The following is a 26,414-nucleotide window of genomic DNA, read 5'->3' as shown; positions in this document are numbered from 1 at the left end:
TTGAGTCGGACACGCTGCCCTATGGCAGCCGAATCGCTCGGGCCAGGGCTGCGCCGAGTGGGTGAGTCGTGAACGTAATACCGGACGGGCACCGAGACGCCGCATTTGAGGTGGAGGGCCGCCGCATCGACGACGTTCATTCCCTGTCGTCCCAACAGGTTCTCGCTGCCGCTAAATCGCTGCATGTGAGGCCGTTGTGCCTGTGCAGCTACCCGGGTGTGCCGATGTACATCGCCGCGAGTGGGCAGGAGCTCATCGTCAAGCGGATGCCGGGTACGGCCGCGAGCCACCATCACCGATGCCGGTCCTGGCTGCCCCCGGAAGAACTGTCCGGGTACGGTGCGGTAGCTGAACAGTCCATCGTTGACAACCCTGCTGACGGGACAACGGCTCTGCGCCTGGGCTTTTCGCTGTCCAAGTCCGCTGGGCGCGCCGCACCCGAACCTTCGGGCACCCCGTCGGACACCGTTCAGGCCAGCGGGAACAAGTTGTCGTTGCGGGCGGTGCTTCACTACCTGTGGGATGAGGCCGAATTGTCCTCATGGCAGCCAGGTTTCGCGGGACATCGTTCCTGGGCGGTGGTGTACCGCCGCCTGCGATCGGCGGTAGACGGGAAGCTGGTTCGTAAGAACCCTCTCGGGCCGGCGTTGTTCGTGCCCGAGCCGTTTGCCGCCGACCGCAAGGCTGAGCTTGACCAGCGCCGCATCAAGGCGTGGGCGCCAGCGCGGCGCCAGCCGGGGAAGACCACGCAGCTGCTGATCGGTGTGGGCGAGGTCAAGGCGCTGGAGGCGACCAGCCACGGGTTCAAACTACAGATCCGGCATCTGCCGGGGCATCCGTGGTTCCTCGAAGAGGATTTGTACCGCAAGCTCGCCAAACGGTTCGCCGTCGAATTGGAACACTGGCAGATGTCCGAACCGGGCGATGTGCGCCTGGTGGCGATCAGCACCTTTTCGGTGTCGCGGGCGGGGTATGCGACGGTGGAGCAGTTGTCCCTGATGACTACTGACCGCAACTGGCTGCCGTTCACCGGCGATGCTGACCGAACCTTGCTGAGCACCGCTGTCGACGCGGGACGGTCATTCCGGAAAGTCCTGGCGTACAACGGAAGTGCGACAGCAATGGCATCACTGACGTTCACCGACACCACGCCGCCAGTGGCTGCGTTCATCGACCGCTCTGCTGGCGATGCCGAGGACGGCGAGTCGATAGCCGGCCTGTCAGTGTGGAACTGGCGCACGGATGAGGACATGCCGGAACTTCCCTCATTGACGTCTGATCGCGCGGATGGGAGCCCTTCTAGCGATGAGGACGCGGCGCCGGATGATGATTTCGAGCCACCACCTGATCCAGGCCCCAGCTACTGAGGTGCGCAGCTACGAAAATTGTTGTGTCCGTATCGCTTCACCGGCACTAGCGAGGGCGTGGACCGGGGTCTGGGTGTCGGTGTTCTCGCGCATCCAGCGGGCAAGCCGGTCGGGATCAGCGCCCGCGGCGATGAACACCGCCAGGATGTTGATGTCAGAGCTGCTGAGAATGACGGAGGGTGCCACGGTAGTTCGTCTTTCGGCTGGTTGGTGCTGACTGTACGGGCCAGGTCAGACACGTTCTGCGATTTCGCAGGGGTCGTCGCCGTCTCGTACGGTGAGTGTCACGGTGCCGCCGGCGGGGACCATCGCCAGGTCGGCGAGCGTTATCGACGCCGCTCGCCCCGCCGATTGATGTGGCACGGGGATGGAGCCACAGTCGACAACGGTAGCGGTGCCGCCGGCTACAGGGATGTTCCAGAGGACGGCTTGTGCCTCGCGCATGGAGTCGCCGACTCCGCTGAGTTCGTGCCCGTCGATCGAGACGAACCATCCGTCGCTCCCTAGGCCGGAGTGCCGGACGGTGACGCTGGCGGCGTGGAGGTTGACCACGCTTTCACGCATGGCCGCGCTGCCCGTCAGTATTGGACGCCGACGATAGAGATGGCGGTATGCCCGGGTACCAGCATCCGATTTGGTCGGCGAATTCAGCTGGGGTGTAGGCGCTTCCGTAGCTGACGAAGCGCAAGTTGTCGGAGGCGACGGCGAGGTGCATATTGATTGAGCGGCCCTCGCATGCCAGCGGCAGCAGGGGCTGAAGCGTTCACGGAATGTGGGGGGCGACGGTGATCAGGATGTGCGGTTCGCTGCGCGGGCTATCGAGTTTGTGGCGTGAGCTTGCCGTGAATTTCAGGGTTCTCAGAAGTGAGTGGTCGTAGACATCGAGTAGGCAGTGCGATTGCCAGCCCGCGGCCGCGGCCGCGGCGTGAAGGCGGTCTCGGTCGCAGGCCCAGTCGCGTATCCAGGTGTGCGTAAGTCCAGGGCCGTTCTCGGCGGCAGCGAAGGTCCACGGTCGAAGTGATGTTCTCGGCAACACGGGTCGAACTCCTTGAATTGGTTGAGGTTTCACGTTCAGCGCGCGATCGGGTCAGGGGGTGTCCATGACGTGGTGGAGATGGTGTCGGAGAGTGCGTCTTTGACGCCGATTGCGACCGCGCCGGTCATCCAGGCGGCGCCGATGGCGCAGACTGCTATGCCGATCTTGACCAGGTGCAGTGATTGCAGCGATTGGGTGATCTGCGTGACCGGTGTCATGTCGGCGGCCGGTCGTGGTTCGGCGACGTCGAATACCGGTGGGGCCGTGAGGTCGTCGGGGCCGAACGGTAGATCGAGATCGACAGGCGGTGGCGGCGGTGTGATTGGCCACCAAGTGGCGGACCCGTCGATGGCCAGCCATCCGTTCAAGATGCCGTAGATGCCGGCGACCGCGAACGTCGCGGGTATTTGTGCCAGCAGGTACGGCGCGAGCAGCGTCCGGTACACGGAGTCGTCCGGGCTGTAGAGCAGGACGGTGAGGACCCCGATTCCGATGGCGGTACCGAACAACGCTGGGATCGGGTAGGCGCGTAGCCGGGCGGGGATGTACCGGACAGTCAGCTCGTACAAGAGCTTGCCTGCCAGCCATCCGAGGGGCGCGAACAATGCGCTCGCCAAGATGATGATCCCTTCCAAACCGATCTCGACGGTGGACCCCCTGCGAGCCCAGTGCGGGTGAGTCAGGTTGTCGTCGTAGGGATTTGGTCGCGCACCCGCTGTCATGCGGGTGCGTTTGCGGATCTGGCGGTTCAGTTTCTCGCCGCGCCTCTTCTGGATGTTCCAGATGCCGGCGTGCTCGGTGATCCATTCGTGCCGAAGTTCGTCGTAACGATCGGGCGTGATCTGTCGCATGTGTGTTTACCTATTGTCGTTGTTGCTTCGATCTGTCAGAATCGACAGGCATAGAGGTGAGGGTAGTCGCTGGAGCGACTGTTGTCGCCGGGCAATCGAGGGGAGCTTTCGTGGGAGTGCCAACAGTCGGCGCGCTACTACTGTTTGCGCTGGTATTCGTCGTTTTTCTGGTGCTGGCATGCAGTGGCGGTGGGAGCCCGAAGCCGCCCGCCACGCCGGCGATGTGCACTTCGAATCCGGCGTGGCAGGGGTGCGAAAACATGCAGTACCGGAACACTCAACTGTCCACCGGCGGTGTTCACCAGGTACCCAGCGCGGTGGCGGCGTGGCCGTCGATGTGGGTGGGTCCGGCGCCGGTCGTCGCGCCGTCGGCCGTGGTGGTCGATGTTGTGCCCGTCCTGGTCCAGCGCCGGCAACCAAGCGCGTCGGCGATGCGTGTGATCAGTCACCGGGCCGCGTCATGACCACCTCAGAGGCACTATCGGACGAGGACTGGGGACGCGGCCTGCAGCAATACGGCCGAGGCGCCCAGGACGGCGACGATATCGCCGAAGACGAAGCCTTCGGCGATATCGATGTCGCAGCACTCATGGCTGACGACGACGATGAGCCGCCGACAGGGCCAGTGGACCTGGACGCCGGGCAGGACAGCCAGCAACCCAAAGAGCGGTTTGATCACAAGCTGCTGTGGGGGTTCGGTGGGCTGGTCGCCGCGGGAGTCGTGGCTGCTCTTGCGGGCTCGGTGATCATGTATTCCCATGACGGCAAGCCCGCGCCGAGCAGTGGCGGGTCGCTGAGTGAGCCTCAGGCGGTAGCGGTCGCCAAACCCTCCCCAACGACGACGGCCAGTGCCACCAGTGCTGGCGTGGACCGCTCGCTGCCTTACACCGCCGACGCGAAAGGGTCCTGCGCCGAAGGGTCTACGCCTGCGCAGACCATGTCCGGTGCCGATCCACACAACGCCTTTGTGTGTGTGCGCGGCGGCGGTGACGGCCAGACGATCGATATCGACTTGGGCCGCACGTACATGGTCTGCGCCGTCTCATTGACCCCAGGTTGGGTTGGACTAGATGCCAGTGGCGTTGCTCAATGGTCGCAGCACCGGGTTGTGCGGTTGGTGCAGTACAGCTTTCCCGACAACCCCGCGATCACGCCGGTAACGCAGGACACCAAGGATGTTCACGGCGAAGCGGTGCAGCCCCTCAAGTGCCTTTTGGTCTCCAAGATTCGGATGTTGATCCGCTGGACCGAGCGCCCCCCGGCCGACCCTGCCGCCGCACCCACGACAGCACCCCGCTCCGGTGGTGGCCTGGCCGGTGTGTTCAGCGAATCAGCGCCGAACGGTGCGCCGATCCCGCCGCCGAACGTCGCCCCGCTGGGCGGTCAGGGCAGCGACGGCAGCGACCCTGTCGATGCCACGTTCGCCATCAGCACACTGAAAATTCTTGGACACGAGGCGATTTGATGACGAATCAATATGACATCCACGATCAGCTTCCGCACCTCATTCGACGGGACCGCAACATCCCCGGATGGATGAACGACCAAACCGCACTGCAAACCACCGGTCGCACCCTGACCTTGTGCGCAGGCATCTTCGGGGCGATCGTCGTCGCAGGCGCGGGACCAGATCTGATGTTTCCCGCGAACATGACGGCCGCCACCTTGGGGACGTTGCCCTGGGTCGCGCTGTGGACCGTGGCCGTATTGCTCGGCGCGTGGCATGTCAACGCGGCCGCGATGCAGCACCGGATGCGCGCGGCGAGCCGTGAACTGCGCTTCGAATCGCTCAGCCGCGCCACTGATTACGCCGAAGACATCCTCACCCTGAGCGGACACGGACCCGCTGACGCGATCTGGCGTGTGATGGCAGCGGCGCCGCTGACCGCGATCGTGTACGCGGCATCCACGCGCGGAAACGGTGAAGGCATGCCGTGGGTGCGCGAGACGGTCGAACGGTTGAGCACCGACGGCGCCGCCGGGTGGCACGCGGCCGCCGATGCCGTCGCCGATATCGACGAAAGGCTGCAACCCCACCTCGACCGATGGGTCGACTCCGACGCCCGCCAGCGCGACAGCGTTGCGCTGGTCATGCGCGAGGCCGTCGGCGGCGTGGCGGGAGCGCGGGCATGAAGCTCAACAAGACATGGGAAGGCCGGGTGGGAGCGTCGTCGTCGGCGCTGCGCCGCTACGGCGCTATCGCCCTCATCGTCCTGGCCGCGATCAGCGGACTAAACACGTTGTGGCACGTCGCGTTTGGTCACCCCACTGATGTTGTCACGCCCGCGCGGACCATTGTGAACAAGTCGGCGGTGGTCAGTTCGTTCGCTGAGGACTATGTGACGACGTGGCTGACCGCTACCAGCTCGACCGGTAAGGCGCTCACCCAATTCGTGTCGGTCAATCCGGGTGATCTGCGTCTGCCGACCACCCCAGCGTTGGTAATCGGTTCCCCGACGGTGGTTGCGGTGACCGCCGAGGGGACCGCCGGCAAAGATGATGCCGCCGAGGTGTATTCGGTTGTCGTCGGGATCAATCAGCGGCCCTATGATGCTGCCGCACCGATTCGAGCGATGTACCGCGTGGCGGTGTTGTGGTCGAAGTTCGGTCCCCGTGCCACAGGGCTGCCGTACCGAGTGGAGGGGCCGGGGCCGGGCGCGGACCTGGCCCAGACCTACCCGACGACGCTCACTCCGTCGGACCCTGCCTACCAGGTGACCTCCGGCTTCATCACCGCGTATCTGACCACCGCGGGCGGCGTCGAGCGGTTCGTCACGGCGGACTCCATGCTCACCGGTCTGGGCGGACAGTACCTGGCGCTCAAAGACAAAAACGGTAACGACCTACCGCTAGTCACCGCCGTCACCGCAGCGGCAGCTGTGCCTGCGCAGCCCGCCGATGGCCAAATCGCCCAGGTGCTCGCGGCGGTCACTGCCGTGTCCTCGCAATACGCGAACGTCTCAATGAGCTACCCGCTGACCTTGCGCGGAGTGGGCGGGCATTGGTCGGTCGCCGGTATCAACCGCGCACCGCTGCTGTCGAGCGACGACGACATCGTGCCGGTCCCGGCCGGCAACCAACAGTCCACGAACTGACCACCGGCAGTTCGCTTTTCACGACCGAAGGAGCACAAAGAACATGAGCGTTACCAACACATTGGCGGCGGGAGACATTTTCCAGGGCGTCGTCTCGCTGTGGGACGGCTTCCGCGTCCCCGGATCGATCGGCTTGACGATGGCCGGGATCATCGGCGCGATCGTCGGCTACAACAAGGGATTTGGGCACGCGGCAGGGAAATTGATTGGCGGCATCGCGCTGGCTGCATGCGCGCTGGGTGCGGTCGGCCTGGTCAACTCCGTTGAGCAGACCGTGGACAAGCACGGCGGCCACATCATGAGCGGCAATTACGGCGGGTAGTAACACCCAATTCTTGAGGGGGATTTGCACGTGACTGGCGACTACGACGACGACGGCACCGCGCGTTCTTTTGGCGGTGTGACGGACTTCCCAATCCGTTTGGGCTATCTGGATGAGCACACCCGACTTCTGTTGGGGCCGTGGGGAAGATATGACGGTGCTGCCGTCGTCCTCGTCGGTGGCGGCACGTTCTGGGCGACCTATCATTGGTTCGACTCCGGGCACGCCCGCTCAATCTTCATCGTCGGCCTCGTCCTGACGGCCTTCCTGGTGTTCCTGGCGCGGCAAATCCCGATCAGCCGGCCCACCCCGGAGTACCGGATGTTGTGGCTGCTCAACAGTTTGATCGGTACCCGCAGCCGCGCCGACGTCACCGGCAAGCGCGACCCGTGGAAGTCGCCACCGAAAGCGGTGATCGACAATCTCGTGTTCACCAAAGGTGGTGTGTACGCGGACTTTATCGTCTCCGGCCAGGCCAGCGGGATGGAGCCGTTCGAGCAGCGCCGCAAACTGGCCAATGATCATCGTCCGCTGGTGCGCCAGCTGCCCTCAGGCATGGTGTTCTGGGGGATGTCGCCTCAGTTGGACCCGTCGCTGGTCCTACAGCGGATGCTCAAAGGCCGCGAGCACCAGCCGCGCTGGGTGCGCGAAGTCCGCGAGTGGGAACCCTACGTGCGAGAAAACCCCTTCTACGAAGATGTTTTCGGTGTCCGGATACCGGTCGATGCCGGTATGGCAGGACGCAGTGGTGCCGGCATGGTCGCGAAATTCGCCAGCACAATCGCCGGGCGTGACCACGACGCTCCCGACACGTTGGAAGACTTCCAAGAGGTCATCGACGAACTGCTGAGCAAGATTCCCGGACAGTTCGAGGCGCGTCCTGCGACGCCGCACCAAATCCAGTGGCTCTACGAGCGGCACTGGACCAGAGGCGTGGTGTCTCGGCCCTTCCCGCACGGCACCGGTGGTCCCCGACGCCTTTCTGCCGCCGACTTCTCGTGGATGCTGCCGATCGAATTCGACGAGGGCGACCAGCAGGCCCGAAAAGCCCATCGGTCGCGGTGGCGACGGTTGTGGCCATCGCGCAAACCCGTTGTCGTGCTGCGTGGCCCGGCCGGCGCCAGCTATCAAACCCTGCTGCCGGTCTCCGAATTGCCCCGGGGCGGGCTGCGCTTTCCGGGCGCGGAGATTCTGCAGTCCGCCTACGACGTGCATTTCGGCGATGACGTCGATTGCGACTGGTACCAGTATGTAAGCACGACGGCGCGAGAGAAGGAACTCAACCGGGTCGAACGCGCGCAGCGCAACCTCAACGACCAATCGTTCCAGACCTCAGGCTCGCGCGACGCCGACCTGGCCGACCGCTATGCCGCTGGGGAAGACTACGAGCGGGAGTTGAACTCGAGCTCGCTGGAACGGGCCACGCATTCGACCACGGTGCTGGCGATCGGCGCTGCAAACGAAGCAGCGCGGTCCGATGCCGTGCAGCAGCTCACGACGCACTTTGCCGAAGAACTCGACACGGTGCTCGCCGCGCGCGGCGGTGCGCAGACCTCGCTGTGGGAGGTCGGCCACCCGGGCAGCGAAGGGCGCGCACCGCACTCGCAGTTCTCCCAGCCGACCACCACCCGTCAGTGGGCGCGCTACGCGCCGCTGGTGTCTACGGTGCTCGGGCACGAGACGGGAATTCTGTTCGCCAAGAATCTCGCCACCCGCCGAACAAAACCCGTGCTGCTGGACTTTGAGGGCATGAAGGAGCGGCGCGGCGCGCCGGGAATGTTGTGGTTTGGCGCGCCCGGCGGCGGAAAGTCGCAGTCCTGCAAGCGGGTTGTGGACGGTCTTCTCAAGCGGGGACACCAGGCATCGATCATGGACCCCGGCACCATGCGCGAATGGGTGCCCGCCCTTAAACACCACGGCGACCGTGTCGTGTTGATCGACCCCGCCGCAGGACGCTGGTCCCTCGACGGCCTCAAGGTTTTCCCAGGCAGCAATGCCGTCGAGCACACTCTCGATCACCTGCTGCCGATGATGGGCATGGACGCGGTGTCGGCGCCGGCACGACAGTTCGCGCGGCTGTTGCGCCCCGACGACCGGGTCGCGACATCCCTTGGCGAACTGGTCCGTTGGTTCAAGGGGCTAGAGCGCAAGGAATACGCCGAGTTTGAGGAATTGGCCGACAGCCTGATCTATTTCTCCGAGAAGGACTACCTGCGGGCCATGTTCGACGAGTCGTTGCCCGCACCGCCGCTGGCAGAAAAGGATGCGGTGATCTGGACAGTCGGTGGGCTGGAGCTGCCGTCGACCTCGGAGACCGAGGACGTGCACCTCTACCGGCGGCAGTCGCCGCGTGCCCGGGCGGGTTTGGCGATCTACGGCATGATCGCCTCGCTGACCCGGCTGACCTACACCGATCCGCGCACCCGCCGTCCGGACGCGTTCGGGTTCCTGGTGGCCGAGGAAGCGCGGGAGTATTTCGCCTCACCCGTTGGACGCAAAGACGCTGAGCGCATGGGTTTGCAGGGCCGCAGAGAGAAGTATGGCCTGTTGGCGATTTCCCAGTATGTCGAGCATTTCGAGGGCATCGGCATACAAAACCTGCCCATGCGGGTGATCACCCCGTTCAAGCCGACCGATCGCGAGTACGCGCGGGATTCGTTCCGGCGCTTGGGTATTAATCCTGACGAGTACCCGGAGGTGCTCGACACCCGTGTCCAGCCGGGGCGAGGGCTGGCGTACCTGTTCGACGACCTAGGTCGCGTGGGCCTGGTCGACATGCTCGAACCGGTGCAGCAGGAGTTGGTGGAGGCGTTCGACACCCGGGATATGCACGACGAGGGGTGGGCGGCATGAGCGACGTCATCGCAGCATGGATGTACACACGGCCGCGAGCCCGGCGCGTGTGGTTCATGTTCCAGGCAATTTGGGCCTTCTCGATCACCGCCGTCTACTTCGCACCGCGCGCGACCGCCGATACCCTTTCCGCGGCATGGGGTTTCACCGGCCTGCATGACAGCTACGGCGTACCGATTGGCGCCCACTTCGTGGCTGTCGTGCCGCTGACGGCAATGATCGGCAACAACGGGCCGCAATTCGGGGTCTCACCGGATACCTGGGGGCCGGCAATCATGTCGTCGCTGGCGACCGCGGGGACCTACGCCCAACTCAACGAAGCGCTCGCCGCCGAGACCGCGTTCCTGATTTTCATTTGCTCGGTAGGCATCTGGATCATCAAGTTCGCTCTGGGGGTGGTCTGGCTGGGTTGGCTAGCCGCCATCGCCGCACCGATCGTCGACACCCTCAAGATGATCGTCGCCAAGACCCACCTGCTTGAAGGCGGCATCATCGTATGCATCATTGTTGGCGGATTCGTCTGCCTGACAACGGGATACGCGACGGGCATCGGCATCATCGTCAGCGGGTTTGTGGCCCTCATCCTGTTCTGGGTGCTGCTGCGCGATCCTGTCGGCGAATTGGTCAGCGACAACGGAGTTTTAGGCATGGGCCGTTCCCTTGGCTATTCGATCGCCCAGGGTGTGGTCAACAACGGACCTATCTCCGCCGGCGACACCAGCAAACAGCTGGACACCCTCTGCTCCTGGCTCGTCGACGTCCTGGTGCGCGACATCATCCAACTGCTGACCTTCGGCCAAGTGATCGACGACATCCCCCACTGCGCCGACATGTACAACGCCGGACTGCTCAGCGGCATCGGCGACGCCCCCGCGACCTACATCAAAGCGTGTGCGCCACAGGCTTACGATCACGCGCTGCACCTGGACTTCCTTACCGTGGGTCTGTTCTTCTGCTGCAACCTGGGAATCTGCGTCATCCTGCTGGCCGTCGACTACATGGGCATGGAGGCCTTCCGGGTCGGGTTCAAAGCGTTCTGGAACGTCCTGATCCTGGTACCAGCCGCCGCGATGGCCACCTTCCCCGGCCCGCCGCGCCAAGCCGCTAAGAAGGCCGCCGCCCGCATGCTGCTTCACGGCGCCGAAATGATCGCCGGTACAGCCGGTCTGGGAATTCTGGTGCTCATCATGGCCGGCGTGACTCGCGGCACCCTGCCGGGCACGATCGGCATGACCGACCCGCTGGCCAAGGTGCTGGTGATGACACTCATCGCCGTCGCGGGCGCGTTTGCCTTCCGATTCGCGTTGCTCAAGATGTTCGGTGATCGCGGCATCCCCGGCCCCATCCGCGCGGTCAAAGGCACCTTCCGGACGGTCACCGGGGCCGCACGCACAGTCAACGAAGTCGACTACGCCGGGCGTGTTCTCAAAAGCACCGGGGGACGGCTCCAGGAACTGCGTCAACAGCGCGCCCAAGCACGCAAGGGCAAGGGCGAGGACGACGCTGACGGCACCGGTCCGAAAGCGCCAGGGCGCAAAGCCCATCCACCCACCACCGGGCCAGGAAGGGGCACATCGGCCAGCGGCGCGGGTCCGAACCGGCCCGGCGGCAACAGCCCGACCGCGCCCCCCTCGGCGCCCCGGTCGCCGAGGCCTCCCACCGGAGACGGGGTCGCGCCGGCGCCGTCAAGCGGTTCCCGAGCCCGGTCGGCCGTTACTCAGGCTGGACGTACAGCGGCCAAGGATGCCGCGTGGGCCGGGGCGACCGCTGTCGCTCCGGAGGTCGCCGTCCCAGCCAAAGCCGCCGCCGCAGTGGCTCATCGCCTCCACCACGGCAACGGGCACAGCAGCGGATCGCACGGTGCGGCACCGGGTCGCGCGGCGGGAAATCAGGCCGCAGCACCCGCCCCGAGCCGCTCCAGCGAGCCGCACACCGGGTTCGGGCACAACGGCAGCGCGACCAGCAAGCCCCAGCCACCGGCAGCGGATACACCGCCACCGGCGCCGCCCGGGCGCAACACCCCACGACCCGACCAGCGCCAGTAATCGGCGCATCGCCAGGACAGAGAGGAACGGCCCATGACAACGGCACTAACCGGCCACTGGGCGCCGATGAACACCGATATTGGACCGCAGCCACGCATGCACCGGCCCGACCACCCCGCCGCCTCCGGCGCGGTATCGGTGGACTCTGGAACCGATTTCGCCAACCCCTTCGAAGCCGACGCCCGAAACGATGAGCAGCGCCGCGCGGCGCTGCTCCAGTACGCGGTCTGGCTGGCCGCTCAACCGAGCCAGATCGGGGCGACCCGCCAGCTGGGCGGTCATGACCTGTCCTGCACCTGCGCCCTGGGCGATAGCACCTGCCACCGGAACGTGCTGCTGGACATCGCCAACCCACCACGCGATGCGTTTGCCGCCGAAGGCCGCGCCATGGGACTGACGTTGCGTCGGCCGTGGGCATCGCTGCTGCTTGTTCCGGAAACATTGGGCGGCAAGACGATTGAAAACCGCACCTGGTCCACCGACTACCGCGGCCCGGTACTGATCTACGGCGGCACCCGCATCGACAACGCCGGCGTGGCGGCGGCCCGCCGCGCCGGGCTGGACACCGACTGGCACGTCGATCAGCAGGGCTGGCTCGGCGCGGCGATGTTGGTCGACGTGCATCGCTCACGCGGCTGCTGCCGACCGTGGGGACAACCCCATGTCCGCGACGACGTCCCGGTTTATCACTGGGTTTTCACGCATCCGCAGCGGCTGGCCAGCCGCACCTGGGGGCGTGGCTTCCATGGCCTTCGCCCCACCTCCTGGTCAGTTCTGATCCGCCGCCGACTCCTGAACACCACCACAACCCAGAAAGGCGCCCACCGATGACCGCCCTGTTCGATGACTACTACACCGACGCCGAGCTGCGGATGAATGCTGAGCGGGTGGCTCAGCAACGGGCACGGAAGCGCCGAGACAAACTTGTCACCCGGATCGATGTGCTCGATGAGCTGGTCACCGGCCGGACAGAGGCACTGCGCCGCGCACGTCCCTCACTGGGCGAGGTCGCCGAGTTTTTCGGCATCGACTGCGGTCCACTGCACACCCTCCTGCGGCTCCGACGTGAGGAATTCCTGTCCGACGGGTGGCGTCACGACCGGTGGACCGATGAGGCCATCATCCGGGCGGCGCTGCTGCTCGAAGATGGCGAGTCTGAAGCTGCCGACGAAATCCGCTATCACCTGCGCGAGAGCGAGCTGCCCGTGGTGTACAGCTCGCAAGCGCGCCGGATTGACCAGTGCGCCAAGGACTATGAGCGTGCGATGAGTCTGATCGAGGCTGTTCACGGGGGTGAGAGTGCACACGATGTGTGGCGGCGCCTTCAGGACATGCCCCGCTACGAGCTGCAATCGCTGGCTATCGCGGCCGCGGCGCTGGTGCCTGAGGATGCCGACAACCTTGGCGCTTTCCTGAAATCGATCTGCGGCAGAAATGGCTCTGTGGCACAAGGCCTTGCACTGCTGATCCCACGGCCGTCCAAGCTGTATCGGCGGCGCCGCAATGCCGGCAGACGACGGTACATTGACCAGCCGGGCGGTGTCTCAGTGACTGCGCAGCGATGACCACAGCCGACACACTGCTGCTGCGGGACAAGCTGATTGCTGAACTTCGCGCTAGCCCGGTCGCAGTGGCGACCGCTGAATTGGCCGCCCGGATGCCCGGGAAAGTGGAGCGCAGCAACGATTCCTGTGCACAGCTATGTCACCGCAGCACTCTCGGCCCGGGGTTGAAAGTGCTTGAATGCCACCGCAGTTGGCATCTCGTCGAATATCGACGAGCCACCCACGGATACACCGGAATTTACCGCCATCTGCGGGCGCTGGAAGCCCAAGGGCTGATCTGACGCACCGTCCGTGACGGCCGCAAACGTGTGTATTGGATCCACACCGGCCCCGATGATGCGGCCGCATCACATGACTACACCGGCGACGGTGGTGGTCGGCCGTAGCCCGGGCGGCCACCACCGATCACACACCCGCTCTGGAAGGGACCAACCCGCATGTCCACCGACGACCGCATGCCCCTGACCCCGTGGGCGATCAACCTCATCCGGGTGGTGGCCGCCCTGCTGGCGATCGGCGTCGGCTACGCCGCGATTCGGCTTAGCTTCAGCACCCTCAAGGACATCGCCACCCGCGCGCACGTGCCACCCGACCAAGCCTGGCTGTGGCCAGGCGCGCTGGACGGCGCCACCGTGCTGGCCACCCTCGGCGTCGTCGTCGGCAGCAAGCGCGAGAAGCGCTTCTTTTGGGGGGTACTGGCCGGCGGCCTGCTCATCAGCATCATCGCCAACGACCTGCACGCGATCCTGCCGCCAAACCAGGAATTGCCGCTCATCTGGCGCGCGGTAGTCGGGTGGGTAGCGCCGATCTTCGGCGCACTCACCATTCACGGGTTCACCATCTTGCTCAGCATGAAATGGCACCGCGGCACCGCAAAGCAGCCCAACAACGCGCCCGCACCAGCGACATCCGTCGTTGCCGAACGGGCCGCAGCGGAGACTAACGCGCTCACCACGCGACCCGATACGAGCGCAGTTGCCTCGGTCGATGAACCCGCTCACGCCCCGGCGTTGACCGCCCCCGGCAACCAGGCCGGCGGGGTCAAATACGCCGACCTTGCGGGCAAAGTGCTGTCGGTCGTCAATGTCAAAGACGTTGCTGCGGAAGATGTTTCAGAAGTGCTGCGGATGAGCTACGACTTGAACATGGCGAACCGTGATATCGGCCGACGGCTGAGCATCGGACACCACACGGTCGGAAAGATCATCGACGCAAGCGCGGCTGTCCTGCGAGACGAACCGATCGCCGTCGCATCCTGACCAGAAAATTGGGGTCCGACACCCCCCGCAGACGCCACTATCATCGGAGGCAGGGGGTTGTCGTGGCCCCATCCGTTTTGCCGACCAGTGATGTGGAGCTACACCGATGACGATCATTCTCGACGCCACGGGTCTGACCGCCGCGGCCGGACAACTGTCGGGCAGCGCGGGACTGCACACCCCGGCGGTTGCCGAACCACCCGGACTCGACCTCACCTCGGTTTCAGCTGCCGCACAGATCAACGCGGCCTCCACCGCGCTGGCCACCCTGCTCAACCACGGCAGTGCGCTACGGGAAGTGGGTGGGCTCGCCGTCGCCGGCACCGCCTCGACCTTGCAGGGCCAGGACGAAGCCAATGCGTCCTCGATCCTCAACGGCAGCTCGGCCTCGGGTCCGGCCACCAGCGCGCCCACCATTCCATCGGTACCGCACCCGGACGTCCCGGCGATCCCGTCGGTTCCGACAGCTCCGGCTCCGCTGCCGGGTGAGGCTCACTCACAGGCGCTCTACGGTGGCCCGGGGTCATCGAGCCTGCACCAATTCGCTGACCAATGGGCCAACCACGCCCAACAGCTACGCCGGCAGGCCGAAACGATCATCAACGCCGGGCACGCCATCGACGCCAGTTGGGATGACGGCCACCAACGCGCTGGCGCCAACACCCGCGAGCACGCCGCCTGGCTGGACTCGATGGGGGATCAGGCCGAGAAACTGTCAGGCCACGCGCGCACTGTCGCGCAAGGCTTCGACACCGCCAAAGCCAACACCCCCTCGCCGCACGAGTTCGCCCAGGCCCATCAAGACCTTCAGGTCGCGATGCAGCGGTTCGCCGCGACCAAGGGCGCGAACGCGGCGGAAGTGCAGATGCGTACCCAAGACATCGCGCACAAGCAGACCCAGGCAACGACCGCCATGACCGACTACCACACTCAGGTGGCCGAGGGCAGCCTGTCCTCGGCGACTGAGTCTCTGAAAACGGCGCCACCCATCGCCAGGGGCGGCACTGGCAGTACGGACGCCGGCAGCAACGCCCCAGGTGTTCAGGCCGTGGACTACAAGCCGGGCGACGAGCACCACTACGCGCCGATCATTCGCGGACACAATGGCCTGGGCCCAGCCAACACCCCCGACGGACCGCGATGGGTTGAGCTGGGCGACGGCACAGGCAACTGGGCGCGCCAGGACGAACTGCCCGGCCTGCAAATCCTCAAGCCCGGTGCTCCCGGGCCGGCCACGCTGTACGACGGGCATGGCAACCCGGTGCCTTGGGTTGAGCTGGGAAAGGGTTCCGGCGCCTGGGCTCCGCAATCGGACTTCCCGAAGGCCCAGTTCCTGCCTCCCGGTGCCCTCGGCCAGTACGGTTGGGACGAGTACTTGCCGCACTCGGGTATCTGGCTCCCCGGCAAGGATTTGAAGATCGACCCGCTGGACCCGTCGCCGCCTACGGGGGCGGTGCTGCCAGCCTAATCAAACGACCCCGTACGACTACGGTTGATTACGTAAAAAATTACGTAAAAAATTACGTAATGCCCGTGACATGGCGCGATGGCGGCGATAGGGTCGGATCATGCGTATCGACATGAGCGATCTCGTTTCGGCGACCGATCTGGCTCGGCAGTCATCCTGGATGCTCAAAGAGGTTGCCGCGGGCCGGCGGTTCGTGATCGTCAAAGGAAACACGCCAGCAGGTGCACTGGTTAGCCTCGCGGACCTGGAAAAGCTCAACGCGGCCGAGGCCGACTCTGCCGGTGTCGGACAGGCGTGGCAGGCGCTTCCGGCCCAAGTGGCATTCGCCGACCTCGAACCGTTGCCCCCTTCCGCGCCACGGCATGCACTGCCGATCGGGGTCGGCGAGGACGAGATGAGCACCGTGTGGCTGGACTTGGAGCAGTACCCGCACGTCTACTGCACCGGCTCCAACCGGTCGGGGCGCACCACGTTCCTCCAGGCGGTCTGTGCAGCGATCATGGCTCGCTACACCCCGGAAGAAGCGCAGGTGGTGGTGTTCGATCCGGATATCCGTCTGTCCGATGAACTAACCGACGACTACCGCACCGTGTACGAGTACGACCCCAAGCGCATCGCGGTCGCCGCCGACCAGCTCGCCTGGCTACTCGATCAGCGCCGGCCGCCGCCCGAGTTGACGCCTGAACAGCTTCGAGAGTGGAACCCGGTTCGGCCCAAGTGGTTCGTCGTCATCGACGACATGCACGTACTGACGGCCGGCAGCTCGCTCTCCACGATCCTCGCCCCACTGGTCGAGCCGGTTCAAAGCGCCCGCCTCCTGGACCTGCACGTCATCGCCGCCATCACATCCGATAATTGGAATGCCAAGGGCCGCAGCAACAAACTGATCAACGCCATGGACGTCGGGGGCGCGACCGTCGTTGTTCTCGACGGCAGCCCCCGCGAAATGATCATCGACAACGTGCGGCCAGGACCGCGGCTTCCTGGGCGCGCCGAACTGTATGAGCGCCGTACTGGCGGCCGGATGATCCAGATCGCGGCACCGCACGCAGTCTCGGAGAACGCCATACTCGAAGACCCCGATGATGATCCACCGCCGCTGCGGATGCCCGAGCCGATCAGTCCGGAGAGTTTTCTTCACGCACTGGGCATCGACCACGTAGCCAGCTGGCAGCCCCGGTGGGCTCAATCAGCGGTCAGCAGCGGTGATGTCGTCGTGCCTTTCGGCGTCGCCGACTCGGGGTCGGCGCTGCTGAACGTGACCAAACTGGGCCACAACGCTCTGCCGGGGCTGATCGTCGGTCGCACCGGAACAGGCAAGACCGAAACACTCAGGACCATCCTGGTGGCGCTGAGCGCGCTCTACAGCCCGGACCAGGTACAGGTGATCGTGGGCGCGCGCTGGCCCAGCGCATTCACCGAGGAGGCGCAGCTACCGCACATCACCGTGGCAGAGGATTGGGCCGCATTCGGCGACGTCGTTCGTACGGAACTGGAAAGGCGCGAGCAGGCCGGCGCGTTGGACGCAGAGCCCGAACTGCTCGTCGTTGTCGATGAAGTCGACGATCCGTGGTTCGAGCAGGACGGCTCGGTCCTGGCAGTGCTCGCCGAAAGTTACCGGCTCAAAGTGCATCTTCTCGTCGCTGCGCAGAGCCTGAGACGGCACCTGGACCGCATCTGGCCCGGCCAGCGCACCATCAGATCGTCGGCGTTCCGGCTCGCGCTGCCCTCCGCCGTGGATAACGACTGGCGGGCTCTGATTGGCTCCACAACCATCGCCGACCCGCGAGCCAGTTGCGGGGCAGCATTCCTGGCCTCGGCCGACGAAGGCGAGGCGACACCGCTACGGGTCTTCTACACCGCCCAAAGCCACAGCACAGCCGACAGGCCGGATACGAAGACAGTCGGCGACCAGCTGATCGAACGCATCAAGGCGATTGGAACACCGCGATTGGTCCGGTAGATGCACCACCCGCTGACGTTAACCGCCCTCGCGCAAGTCGAAATAGGCTGGGGTGAAACATGTTTCGCAATCAAGGTTTCCGATATTCGGAACTCGATACTCGAGTGGAGGGATCGCAAGTGCAGTTCGACGACCTTGATGAGCCGGAGCGCACGCTAGCGTCCGCATCGGTATGGCATGTGCCGATGGTGTCGATGGCGGACTTCGCGGCCAAGTTGGGTGTGACGGTGCGCAGCGTCCAAAATTATGCCTGTGGGGAGAATAGTTTTCCCGCGCCCTCGGTAGCTGGTCGTGGGAAAGCGAACCTGTGGACATTGGCGCAGGTGTTTGACTACTGCGCGACCTCCCGGGCCAACCGACGGGCACCGCATCGCGGCATTCCGCGTGCCTATCCACTGTGCTGGCCCACGCCCACCAGCTCGGGTGGCGCCAGTCGCTTGGTGCGGGCGCAATTCGTTGCGGCCGAGCCTGTACCCGACATCTACCGCTATCTGAAGCCGGCGCTGTGCGCCCGCCCGGACAGGATGCCGATCGTGCACTACTGGACCCCGGGAGACGGCAGGGGAACGCTAGCGGTGGTCTAGCACGCAGGTGATGCCGAACTGGACCGCTGGGATGCGCGCGACCTGGCGGTGAGCGCCGCGCGCTACCTCCATTGCCGGGAAATAGCGTCGGCGGCGGTCGTCATCACCGACGAGAACGATCGGCAGGTTCCGAACCGTGAAGCAGATTCCCAGCGAACAGTCATCGTGGCTGAAGTCGCCGAGGACCCCGTGTGGCTGCCGTGGAACTGTGTGGCGAAACCGACCAGTCCGGGCAGATCATGGCGACCCAGCCGACTCGATCTGGCCGCCGATCCGCCGACGTCGGTGTACGACATCGGTTGGTACGACCTTCGGTACCTCCTGCGCGGTGACGTCCCGTGGTGGCCAGCCGACTCGCGGCACATTGATGTGGTCCGGGGCTGGACGCCCGCCAGGCCAGTAGGCCCCGGCGTTCCTCGTCACCCGCGTCCTATGCAGCTGGGTGTCTGGTAGGCCGTCGGAGGTGAGCCGGTGCGTTCGCCCCGGCCGCGACGTCAGCGTCCGTCGACGGATGGCATTGCCTGCGCCGTGGCGCACCGCTGATCGCCGGCATCGCCGGTAGCATTCGGGCGTCGCGCGAAGGAGGTCGTCGCCGTGGAATTGTCCGTCGACGGATGGCTAGCGGCCACGGGGATGGCCGGCTCTGAGGTGCATCGGGATTTGCTGCTGAAAGGCTTGAGTCCGACGGTGCCCGACCGCGAACCGCTGGCCTTGGCTGATCCTGATTCTGAGGACGCGGCCGCGATCGTGGCTCTCCTGCACAAGGGACAAGTACCGACATGCCGGGCCGTGGCGGCGCGGGCGGCAACCCCGCAGCATCGAGCGCCGTTGCGCTCCTGGTCGGTGGACGAGATTGACCTCTTTGGTCACGTCGGCGCGTGCTGGGTGCACGCATTCGACCGCTCGCCAGCGGGAGGCCCGACCTGGACAGAACTGTTCAGCAGCCCCGAGGTTGAGCAGGTCCTCGTCGGGTTCGGGATTCAGCCTGGCGGCGAAGGCGGACAACGCGATCGGCGGCGGGATCGCGATTTTCAGGCGTTGATGAGCGGCGCGCGGCGACGTGGGTGGCTCGCATGGAACGGGCAGCCGCGCAGTTTGTGCGCCGGCCCCAGCTTCTTCGCCAACGAAGTTCGAGCACCCGCACAATTGGGCCGGCGCCTGGCATCAGCGGTCCGGCGGTACAGGCATACCCACGGCGGGGATCCGCGGTGGAGTGACATCGCCGACGGTCTCGACCCCACGGGGACCACGGCGTTCAACGGCGGTGACCCTCAGGAGCAGTCCTTGTGGCTGCAAACCGAAGGGTGGATCGTGGTCACGGCTGGGCGAATATCGCTGGGCGACACGGCCGAACGTGAACGCTCCCGCCGTACATCGCCAGATCGCCACCGGCAGTCGAGTGGGCGCGGTCAGCAGGCACGACAAGCAGTTCCACCACGTCATCCCTAGATCCGCAACAACCGGGAGGCAAACCGATGGGTTGGGATTCAATTCCGGGAACCGAAAGTGGCGCGCGGCCACGTATTTCAATCGAGGCTGCATTGCGTGCGGAATACCCAAACGCCGTCGCCATCGACGCCAGTGTCGCCAAGGGACGTGCTTACCTTGCGGTCAGCTGTTCGGACGGACAGGTGCGCCCGGTGTATCTGCTACTGGACCGAGAGGGTTTCGCCGATCTGGCTGATCCGGGCGATGATCCTGTGTGGGCGAAGCATTATCCGTTGGACGAGTCGCCGATCCGCTGGCCGAAAAAGGTTGCAGAAGCACTTACCACCTGGGACTGGTGATGCCGCGAGGCTGCCGCGAAGCGATGCCAGATGGGCGGTTGCGGCTGATCAGCACTGACTCCGGTGTGGCCGGCTCAGCGTTCTCGGCCAGTGTCGCGTGTGCGGTCTTGGTCATTGTCGGCCAGGCGCCAGCGTTCATTGTGGAATCGGGTGCCGGATTCGTGGTCGCGGCGTAGGCGGCGCCGTTCGTCGAGAGCGTCGGTGACCTCGTCGGTCAGGATTGCCGGGTCGCAGCGTTCGGCCTGGTCGAGTATCGCGTCCCGGTCGGGCTGTAGGGCGCGGCGAGCCGGGGTGGCCGACTCGACGGAGAGGGTGACCGACCAGGGCAGGTCGCGGTGCAGCAGTTTGAGCATCGGCGCCGAGGGCGCTGGGGGCCAGCCGCGGTCGTCGCCGTCGACCAGAACGACGCGGGCACGGCGTTCGTCGGCCTGCTCAGCGAGGTCGGCCAGCACGTCGGGTGCAGCCAGGCCTGCGCGGTCGACGACGATCGTGGTGTCCGAGTCCAGCTCGTACTGGCCGGTGGCGATCTGCTGGTGAGCCTGCTCCACGGTGAGCACCGATTCTGCCTCGTCGGGTCCGACGATGCGGGCGGCCCGCTCGGTGTCGGGGCTGCACCACAGGATGCGGCGGCCCTTGGCCGCCGCGGCGCTGTGCAGGACACCGAGCGCATCCAGGGCAACATTGTCGTCGCCGGCGTGCACAGCGGTCACGGTGAATCCGCTGCGGGTGATCGCATCGAGGCGATGCAGCGTGTCGCTGGAAAGCGCCTCCCCGACGGTGGCGGGGACAGTGAAGCCCCGTTCGACGACGTAGGCACCGGCCGAGCGGAGCATGTCCATCTCGGTGCGCAGCGCCGCGACGTTCTCCAAAACGTGTACGGCGTTGCGGGTTTCGGCTTCGGCGAAAGCTATGGCGGTGGCGCTTTCGGCGCGGTCGAGTTCACGGGCGAGGCGGTCGCGCTCAACCCGCGCGGCTGTGACCGCGTCCGAGTCGTGTGTCATGGCCCGGCGGCGTTCGGTGTCCACGTCTTCGGCGGTGACGATCCGGTCAGCGCCCCCGGCGGCCTGGGCGCGGCGGGTCAGCGCCTCGGTCAGGTCGGCGTGGAATTGTTCGGCGGGGGTCTGTTCGGGAAGTGTGGACATCGCGAGTGCCACCGCCGAACGGGCGAAGTCAACGGCGGCTTCGTCGGCGTTGGGATCGGCCTGAAGCTGCGACAACTGGGCGCGTTCGTGCGCCACGATAGCCATGATGGCGTCGTAGTGCTGCTCGGCGTCCGCCCACCGCGCCATGACTTCTTGCACGGTGAGCATGTACGGGCGGTCAGCGTCGGCGCGGGCACGCAGTTCGCGCAAGGTGTCCTGTGCGGCGGTCATGGCCGGTCCTTGATCGGCCATCACCGCACGGCGCAGGCGTTTGAGCAGTTCGCCGGCGGCGTGGTAGCGGCCGCGGAGCTCGATGACGTTCGCCAATACGTCGGCGACGGGTCGGGTGAGTGGCCGTTCGATGAGCAGGTCCTCGAACGCCAAGGCGTCCTCGCCGGCGTAGCCGTCGTACTCGAATGGGTCTGGCGGGATGTCTTCGCCCAGGGTCGGGGGGATGAGGCTGCCGCCGTAGCCGAGGCCGAGCTTTTCCAGCAGGGCATCGTCGGAGAGGCCTGTGTGGGTGTCGAGATGTTCGAGGGGGTGCTCGGGATCAGGGAACCGGTGGGCCAGTTCCTCGTGTTCTTCGACGCTGAGCGGTTCTTCGTGGGGGACCGGGATGTCGATGTGGTCGTACGGGTTCGCGGTGCCGAAGAGGTCGATCGAGTAGGTGAGCAGCAGGGCGTACTCGTCGGGCCGGATCGGGGTTGAGTGCTCGGAGTCGACATCGCGCAGGTGCTCGTGCGCGACGTGCAGGAGGTCGATCGGGTTCCACCGCAGCGGGTCAGCGTTGTCGACAGCGGCGACCAAACGGCCGAATGCCGGGTCGGCGATGATGGTTTCGGCGATCGCTGTCCCGAACACGACGCTCAGATCGCCGAGCCACGTGGGCTTCAAGTAGGGGGTGGACGCTTCGAGGGCGGCGGGCTGCACCCGTCCAGCCAGGCGCCACCACAGAGCGGCACCGGGCATCAGGTCCGGCAGCGGTCCGTCAGATGCAGCATCGTCGATGAGCTGCGACAGGTCGATGTCAGTGCGGGCAACCTTGGCCAGATGTGCGGCCAGTTGCGGCCAGTACGGGTCGCGGCGCACGCGCGGGTCGACCTTGTCGACGAGGTCGTTGAACCGGGTGGTATCCGGCGCGGTCCGACCGATTTCGGCGGCGGCCAGGTCTTCGAGAAGGCGCTGAATCTTGCGGTCGCGCACCGCGTATTGGTCCGGGCCGGTGAGACGGGTATCAGGTTCGGGGACGTCGTGCGCGGCGCGGAAGACGGCGATTTCGCCGCGCAGTTGTGGGTTGGCGGCCAGCAGTGGGCGGGCCCACGCGGGCGCGGTGGCTGCGTCCCATTCGGCGGCGGTTTTGCGGATCGCGTCGGCGAGTTCGGTGACCAGATCGGCGCGCTCCCGCAGATAGACGTTCTCGGTCTCGCTCAGCCCGGCGGGCAGGTCAGGCAGCCAGCGCAGCGGGCCGGTGTGCGCGGAGTGGGCGCCGCTGGAATCCAGACGCCAGTCCAGCACCGCCGCAACATCTCCGGCGGTGGCGAGTTCGCGGCGTCCGGCGGAGATCTGCAGGGCGACGATCGGGTCGTCCCCGGCGACGGCGATGGTCGCCAGGTGCATACGCAGCGTGGGCCAGGCCGGCATGCGCGTCAGTCCGGGATGGACCTGGTCGGCGGCGGCGTCGATCGTTGCCATGGTCTCGGGGCCGAGTTTGTTCTCGGCGAGCGCGCCAACCGAGTGCGCATACCGGCGGGCGTTGTCGGCCAAGCGGGTGAAGGGGTCTTTGGCAACGCTGTCGGCGGTGGTGGCCGAGACCTGGGCGCCGTCGGTGGCGAGCACCTTGGTCAGCACGTCGATGGCGGTATCGGGGTGGGTGGCGCGTGGGGTGAGAACTTTGTGCGCGTCGGTTTCGGCGGTCTCGACGTAGACGTGGCTTTCGTCGGTGGCCCGAGTCATCGCGACGTACAGCTTCTGGCGGGTGAGGTTGGCCGATCCGATGACGTGGCAGGTGCCTTTGGTCGTGCGCGACCCGATGGTCATGCCCTGGGAGGCATCAATGGTGGAGGCATAGCCCAAGGTGACGTAGGCATTGATGTACCAGGCTGGAATGGTGGTTTTTTGCCCATTGTCGAGTCGGGAGACCTTCAGATTGCCGTCGCTTGTGACCGCGTCTACCCGCCAGCGTTGCCCATTGCGGACGTAGTCTTTGCCGCCGGCCAGGCGCAGACGGCGGTTGTTCTTGCGGGTGGCGATGATGTCGCCGGCTGATGCGCGCAGTCCGTCAGCGAGGGTGGTTTCTCTCATCTGGGCCGCTGAGCGGGTGGCGGTTTCCGGGTCGGCGGCGAGCGCCTCCAGGCGATCCAGGCGGGCGCGCTGGTTGAGTTCAGTGACGATCGGGTTGGTGGGCGCCAGCATCGTGGAGTCGTGCCCGGCGGCAACGTCAGCGGCCCAGCGGGTGTAGGCGTCATCAATGATGGTCTCGCCCGAGCCGACGTGGATTCGGCCGGCATCGGCGTAGAAAGCCAGTGCGGAAGGGTCCCCTTCGCGCAGCGCCAAACCGGCTTGGGCTTCCGCGCGGGACTTGAACCGCATGACCTCCGTGAGGCTGAGCGCACCGTAGATTCGCTCAACATCGCGCAGGATGCCGCCCGCCGAGATGGACCCGAGTTGGCGGTCATCGCCGATCGACTTGATACTCGCGCCGCGCGCTTCGGCGAAAGTGTTTACCTCATCAAGTTGCAGTGTCCCGGCTTTGCCTGCCTCGTCGATGAGGATCAGGGTGTTTGCGTCGATCTTGTCGAACCACTCGCGGGCCGGGTCGTCAGTGGCGTACGGGCGGCGCAGCAGCCAAATGAGCTTGTCGATCGTGTCGGTGGTGGTCTTGATGTCGTCGCGCAGAATTTGGGCGGCACTGGCGCTCGGAGACAGGCCCAGGACGTTGCCACCGGATTCCTCCCAGGCCCGCGAAAGCACCGACATGGCGGTGGTTTTGCCGGTCCCAGCGGGGGCCAACGCGAGCTGGAATCGTGCCCCAGAGCAGGCCATCTCCCGCACCATCGCAGCCTGGCCGGCATTCAATGTCCGTCCACGCTCGGCTGTTTCGGCCAGCAGTGCCATCTCGACGGTCTCACGGTCCACGGTCCGTCCATCGGTGCGCCCGGCGGCGACCAGAATCCGCTTTTCGGCGGCCAGAATTTCAGGGGAGGTGAACAGTTCGGTTCGGTGGGTGGTGTAGACGCTGGACCCGTCGCGGCGGCGCAGTACGTCCGGTTCGTTCAGGTCTGCGTCGCCGACCCGAGCGTGGGCGAGGCTGTTGGGTTCATCGAGTGCGGCAGCGGTCACCGCCTCCACGAGCCCCAGGTCGGTGGCCCAGCCGGCGGCCCGTACCGCGCGCAATGCCTCGGCATAGATGTGGTTGTACTGCCAGCTCGAACGCGATTCCGACACGATCTCAACGACTCCAGCGGCCGTCTCAGACACCCACTGGTCGGTGATGTCCTCGACCGTGCGGCGGCCGGGGGTGCGGACCTTGACGAGCATGGAGGCCAGCGCATGTTCGCTGCCAAGAACCTCGATGGCCTGGGTTCGCCACTGTTGGCGCTGTTCGGCCAGGGAGCGCGGTTCGTGCTTGGCTACGCGGGTTTCCAGGTTGGCCCGCTCGTGCAGCGCGATGGCTTCGGCGGTGGTTGGTTCGCGGCCGTGGTCGGCCTGAAATGCCTTGGCCAGTTCGGTGTAGCGGTGGGTGATCATGTGCCGGCGCGACGAGAAGTCCTCGTTCAATTCACTGGGTACGCCGACAATTTCGCGGACCGGACGCTTGCCTCGCTCAGTGGGCTCACGGTCGGAAAATTGCAACCCAGCCCGCTCAACACCGAGCGCCTCGATCCGCGAGTTGTAGAACTCTGATGCGGCAACAGTGCCCTTGAAAAGCGGCCGCCCGTCGATGGCCAGCCACCGGTAAATGCCGTCATGGCCCTTCGCGCGGACTTTGTTGCTGATCGGTACGTGGGTGTGTAGATCGGGGTCTCCGGCGCGGCTGTCGCGGTGAGTGAAGGTCGCCGCGATGATTCCGTCGGTGTCCAGTTGGGCCACTCCTTGTGCGCCCATACGCGTGAACACCATGTTGTTTTCGATGTATTCGATGGTGTCGGCGACGGCCTGATCGTGAATGCCTTCAAGGGTTTTCGCGAACTCTGGCGGTGCTACCGCCCACAGCACGGAGAAGCTTTTGACGGGGCTGAATGTGAGGTCGTAGCCCGCGGTGGAGGTGGTTTGATCGCGTGTCTGTGTGGCGATGAAGCCGGTCAGTTCGCGTTCGTCCAGCGGTGGACGGTCGTACTCGGCCTCGAACATCTCACGGGCGATGCTGGTGCGCATCTGGGCGCGCAGCGTCTCGTCGATCGGCGAATTCCACGGCAAGGACTGGCTCAGGTTGTGGTCCCGGTACGCCACGGCCAGGCGCTGTTGCAGCTCGGTGGCGGCGTCGTTGATCACGAACGGGCGGCCAAGGCTCACAGCAGCGTTCGCTGCGGCTTTGCCGCTGCCGTCCATGATCATGTGTTCGGCGATTTTGGCCGCGTTCGGGTGCAGTCCCAGCCCGTAGAGGGCCTTCATTTGGTCCTCGGTGACCATCGAACCGGGCTCCACGCGCCACATCGCGCCTTCGGCGTCGGTGGTCAAGGTTCGTGAGGGCAGGTCGGACAAACCGGCGAGCCCTTTGCCGACCCACTGTCCCGGTGATTCGCCCTTTTCGGCGTAGTAGTCGCCAAGTGAAGTGCGGCCACGGTTTTCGGCATCCTGCGCGGCGGTTTGGCGGATGAGGTAGAGGTACCCGTCGCCCGCTGAGAGCTTGTGAATGCTCATCATGGCCGCATCACGAGGTGACCATAAAGGGGTCGGTGCACGCTTTTTCCCGGCGTTGTAACGGGCTACCGCAAATCCGACCGTTACCGTTTCGTGACCTTAGTGCAAGAGGTGTGTGGTGCGAAGCGGAGGGCAAAAAGGTAGAGGCAGGTCAACGGCCTGGTGGTGGGAAACGCGAGGTGAAAGTGAAAGCTGACGGCAGGGGGTAGGCGAACGA

At 65.6% G+C, this 26,414-nt stretch carries 20 protein-coding genes; 16 read left to right on the top strand and 4 right to left on the bottom strand.

The genetic code is table 11. The features are described 5' to 3' along the window. The first annotated feature begins 68 nt into the window (after positions 1-68). Entirely contained in the window at positions 69-1,367 is a 1,299-nt protein-coding gene (locus A7G45_RS31890) for a DUF1173 family protein (RefSeq protein WP_260943453.1), read from the top strand. A 9-nt stretch (positions 1,368-1,376) separates the two neighbouring features. Here the strand turns inward: A7G45_RS31890 and A7G45_RS31885 are convergent, their stop codons facing one another. The 3 genes from A7G45_RS31885 to A7G45_RS31875 all read right to left on the bottom strand — a co-directional run bounded on the left by A7G45_RS31885 (position 1,377) and on the right by A7G45_RS31875 (position 3,254). Further along, positions 1,377-1,553, bottom strand: a complete 177-nt coding sequence (locus tag A7G45_RS31885; protein ID WP_260943451.1) for a hypothetical protein — start codon at positions 1,551-1,553, stop codon at positions 1,377-1,379. A 45-nt stretch (positions 1,554-1,598) separates the two neighbouring features. Beyond that, on the bottom strand, positions 1,599-1,931 hold the full coding sequence (locus A7G45_RS31880; RefSeq protein WP_260943449.1) for a hypothetical protein: 333 nt from the start codon (positions 1,929-1,931) through the stop codon (positions 1,599-1,601). Positions 1,932-2,438: 507 nt separating this feature from the next. Next, positions 2,439-3,254 carry a hypothetical protein gene (locus A7G45_RS31875; RefSeq protein ID WP_260943447.1) on the bottom strand — a complete coding sequence of 272 codons (816 nt, stop codon included), beginning with the start codon at positions 3,252-3,254 and terminating at the stop codon, positions 2,439-2,441. 260 nt (positions 3,255-3,514) lie between these two features. On the opposite strand from A7G45_RS31875, the gene A7G45_RS31870 reads away from it, so the two are divergent. The 15 genes from A7G45_RS31870 (at position 3,515) to A7G45_RS31800 (ending at position 20,195) form a co-directional block, all read left to right on the top strand. Further along, positions 3,515-3,718, top strand: coding sequence for a hypothetical protein (locus A7G45_RS31870; RefSeq protein WP_260943445.1), 204 nt, complete (start codon positions 3,515-3,517; stop codon positions 3,716-3,718). Further along, on the top strand, positions 3,715-4,719 hold the full coding sequence (locus A7G45_RS31865) for a hypothetical protein (protein WP_260943443.1): 1,005 nt from the start codon (positions 3,715-3,717) through the stop codon (positions 4,717-4,719). The genes A7G45_RS31870 and A7G45_RS31865 overlap by 4 nt, the downstream gene beginning before the upstream one ends. Continuing rightward, on the top strand, positions 4,719-5,387 hold the full coding sequence (locus A7G45_RS31860; protein ID WP_260943441.1) for a hypothetical protein: 669 nt from the start codon (positions 4,719-4,721) through the stop codon (positions 5,385-5,387). Before A7G45_RS31865 ends, A7G45_RS31860 begins: the two co-directional genes overlap by 1 nt. After that, entirely contained in the window at positions 5,384-6,349 is a 966-nt protein-coding gene (locus A7G45_RS31855) for a conjugal transfer protein (protein WP_260943439.1), read from the top strand. The genes A7G45_RS31860 and A7G45_RS31855 overlap by 4 nt, the downstream gene beginning before the upstream one ends. Before the next feature lie 43 nt (positions 6,350-6,392). After that, the gene (locus A7G45_RS31850) at positions 6,393-6,671 is read left to right on the top strand and encodes a hypothetical protein (RefSeq protein ID WP_260943437.1); all 279 of its coding nucleotides are present in this window, start codon (positions 6,393-6,395) and stop codon (positions 6,669-6,671) included. A 30-nt stretch (positions 6,672-6,701) separates the two neighbouring features. After that, entirely contained in the window at positions 6,702-9,524 is a 2,823-nt protein-coding gene (locus tag A7G45_RS32625) for an ATP-binding protein (RefSeq protein WP_260943435.1), read from the top strand. Beyond that, positions 9,521-11,569, top strand: coding sequence for a hypothetical protein (locus tag A7G45_RS31840; protein WP_260943433.1), 2,049 nt, complete (start codon positions 9,521-9,523; stop codon positions 11,567-11,569). Before A7G45_RS32625 ends, A7G45_RS31840 begins: the two co-directional genes overlap by 4 nt. A 33-nt stretch (positions 11,570-11,602) precedes the next feature. Continuing rightward, positions 11,603-12,400 (top strand): DUF4326 domain-containing protein, encoded by a 798-nt coding sequence (locus A7G45_RS31835; RefSeq protein WP_260943431.1) that lies wholly within the window; start codon positions 11,603-11,605, stop codon positions 12,398-12,400. Further along, entirely contained in the window at positions 12,397-13,134 is a 738-nt protein-coding gene (locus A7G45_RS31830) for a hypothetical protein (RefSeq protein WP_260943429.1), read from the top strand. The genes A7G45_RS31835 and A7G45_RS31830 overlap by 4 nt, the downstream gene beginning before the upstream one ends. Beyond that, positions 13,131-13,415: a hypothetical protein gene (locus tag A7G45_RS31825; protein ID WP_260943427.1), complete on the top strand. Its 285-nt coding sequence runs from the start codon at positions 13,131-13,133 to the stop codon at positions 13,413-13,415. Before A7G45_RS31830 ends, A7G45_RS31825 begins: the two co-directional genes overlap by 4 nt. A 213-nt stretch (positions 13,416-13,628) precedes the next feature. Then, positions 13,629-14,393, top strand: coding sequence for a DUF2637 domain-containing protein (locus tag A7G45_RS31820; protein WP_260943425.1), 765 nt, complete (start codon positions 13,629-13,631; stop codon positions 14,391-14,393). Between the two features lie 106 nt (positions 14,394-14,499). After that, positions 14,500-15,861 carry a PPE domain-containing protein gene (locus tag A7G45_RS31815; protein ID WP_260943423.1) on the top strand — a complete coding sequence of 454 codons (1,362 nt, stop codon included), beginning with the start codon at positions 14,500-14,502 and terminating at the stop codon, positions 15,859-15,861. A 100-nt stretch (positions 15,862-15,961) separates the two neighbouring features. Further along, positions 15,962-17,824 carry an FtsK/SpoIIIE domain-containing protein gene (locus A7G45_RS31810; RefSeq protein WP_260943421.1) on the top strand — a complete coding sequence of 621 codons (1,863 nt, stop codon included), beginning with the start codon at positions 15,962-15,964 and terminating at the stop codon, positions 17,822-17,824. A gap of 119 nt (positions 17,825-17,943) precedes the next feature. Beyond that, the gene (locus A7G45_RS31805) at positions 17,944-18,408 is read left to right on the top strand and encodes a hypothetical protein (protein WP_260943419.1); all 465 of its coding nucleotides are present in this window, start codon (positions 17,944-17,946) and stop codon (positions 18,406-18,408) included. A gap of 1,475 nt (positions 18,409-19,883) precedes the next feature. Next, complete coding sequence (locus A7G45_RS31800; RefSeq protein ID WP_260943417.1) at positions 19,884-20,195, top strand: hypothetical protein; 312 nt, start codon at positions 19,884-19,886, stop codon at positions 20,193-20,195. 74 nt (positions 20,196-20,269) lie between these two features. Here A7G45_RS31800 and mobF read toward each other — a convergent pair whose 3' ends face one another. Further along, positions 20,270-26,197 (bottom strand): MobF family relaxase, encoded by a 5,928-nt coding sequence (mobF, locus tag A7G45_RS31795; RefSeq protein WP_260943415.1) that lies wholly within the window; start codon positions 26,195-26,197, stop codon positions 20,270-20,272. Positions 26,198-26,414 lie beyond the last annotated feature (217 nt).

The sequence above is a fragment of the Mycolicibacterium llatzerense genome (assembly GCF_025331195.1).
Taxonomy (GTDB): domain Bacteria; phylum Actinomycetota; class Actinomycetes; order Mycobacteriales; family Mycobacteriaceae; genus Mycobacterium; species Mycobacterium llatzerense.
This window is presented reverse-complemented; position numbering and strand designations above follow the sequence as displayed.

Coding starts and splice junctions, on each gene's coding strand:
- A7G45_RS31880 (WP_260943449.1), bottom strand. CDS start 1,931: ATGCGTGAAAGCGTGGTCAACCTCCACGCCGCCAGCGTCACCGTCCGG.
- A7G45_RS31875 (WP_260943447.1), bottom strand. CDS start 3,254: ATGCGACAGATCACGCCCGATCGTTACGACGAACTTCGGCACGAATGG.
- A7G45_RS31870 (WP_260943445.1), top strand. CDS start 3,515: ATGCAGTACCGGAACACTCAACTGTCCACCGGCGGTGTTCACCAGGTA.
- A7G45_RS31865 (WP_260943443.1), top strand. CDS start 3,715: ATGACCACCTCAGAGGCACTATCGGACGAGGACTGGGGACGCGGCCTG.
- A7G45_RS31860 (WP_260943441.1), top strand. CDS start 4,719: ATGACGAATCAATATGACATCCACGATCAGCTTCCGCACCTCATTCGA.
- A7G45_RS31855 (WP_260943439.1), top strand. CDS start 5,384: ATGAAGCTCAACAAGACATGGGAAGGCCGGGTGGGAGCGTCGTCGTCG.
- A7G45_RS31850 (WP_260943437.1), top strand. CDS start 6,393: ATGAGCGTTACCAACACATTGGCGGCGGGAGACATTTTCCAGGGCGTC.
- A7G45_RS31840 (WP_260943433.1), top strand. CDS start 9,521: ATGAGCGACGTCATCGCAGCATGGATGTACACACGGCCGCGAGCCCGG.
- A7G45_RS31835 (WP_260943431.1), top strand. CDS start 11,603: ATGACAACGGCACTAACCGGCCACTGGGCGCCGATGAACACCGATATT.
- A7G45_RS31830 (WP_260943429.1), top strand. CDS start 12,397: ATGACCGCCCTGTTCGATGACTACTACACCGACGCCGAGCTGCGGATG.
- A7G45_RS31825 (WP_260943427.1), top strand. CDS start 13,131: ATGACCACAGCCGACACACTGCTGCTGCGGGACAAGCTGATTGCTGAA.
- A7G45_RS31815 (WP_260943423.1), top strand. CDS start 14,500: ATGACGATCATTCTCGACGCCACGGGTCTGACCGCCGCGGCCGGACAA.
- A7G45_RS31810 (WP_260943421.1), top strand. CDS start 15,962: ATGCGTATCGACATGAGCGATCTCGTTTCGGCGACCGATCTGGCTCGG.
- A7G45_RS31800 (WP_260943417.1), top strand. CDS start 19,884: ATGGGTTGGGATTCAATTCCGGGAACCGAAAGTGGCGCGCGGCCACGT.
- mobF (WP_260943415.1), bottom strand. CDS start 26,197: ATGAGCATTCACAAGCTCTCAGCGGGCGACGGGTACCTCTACCTCATC.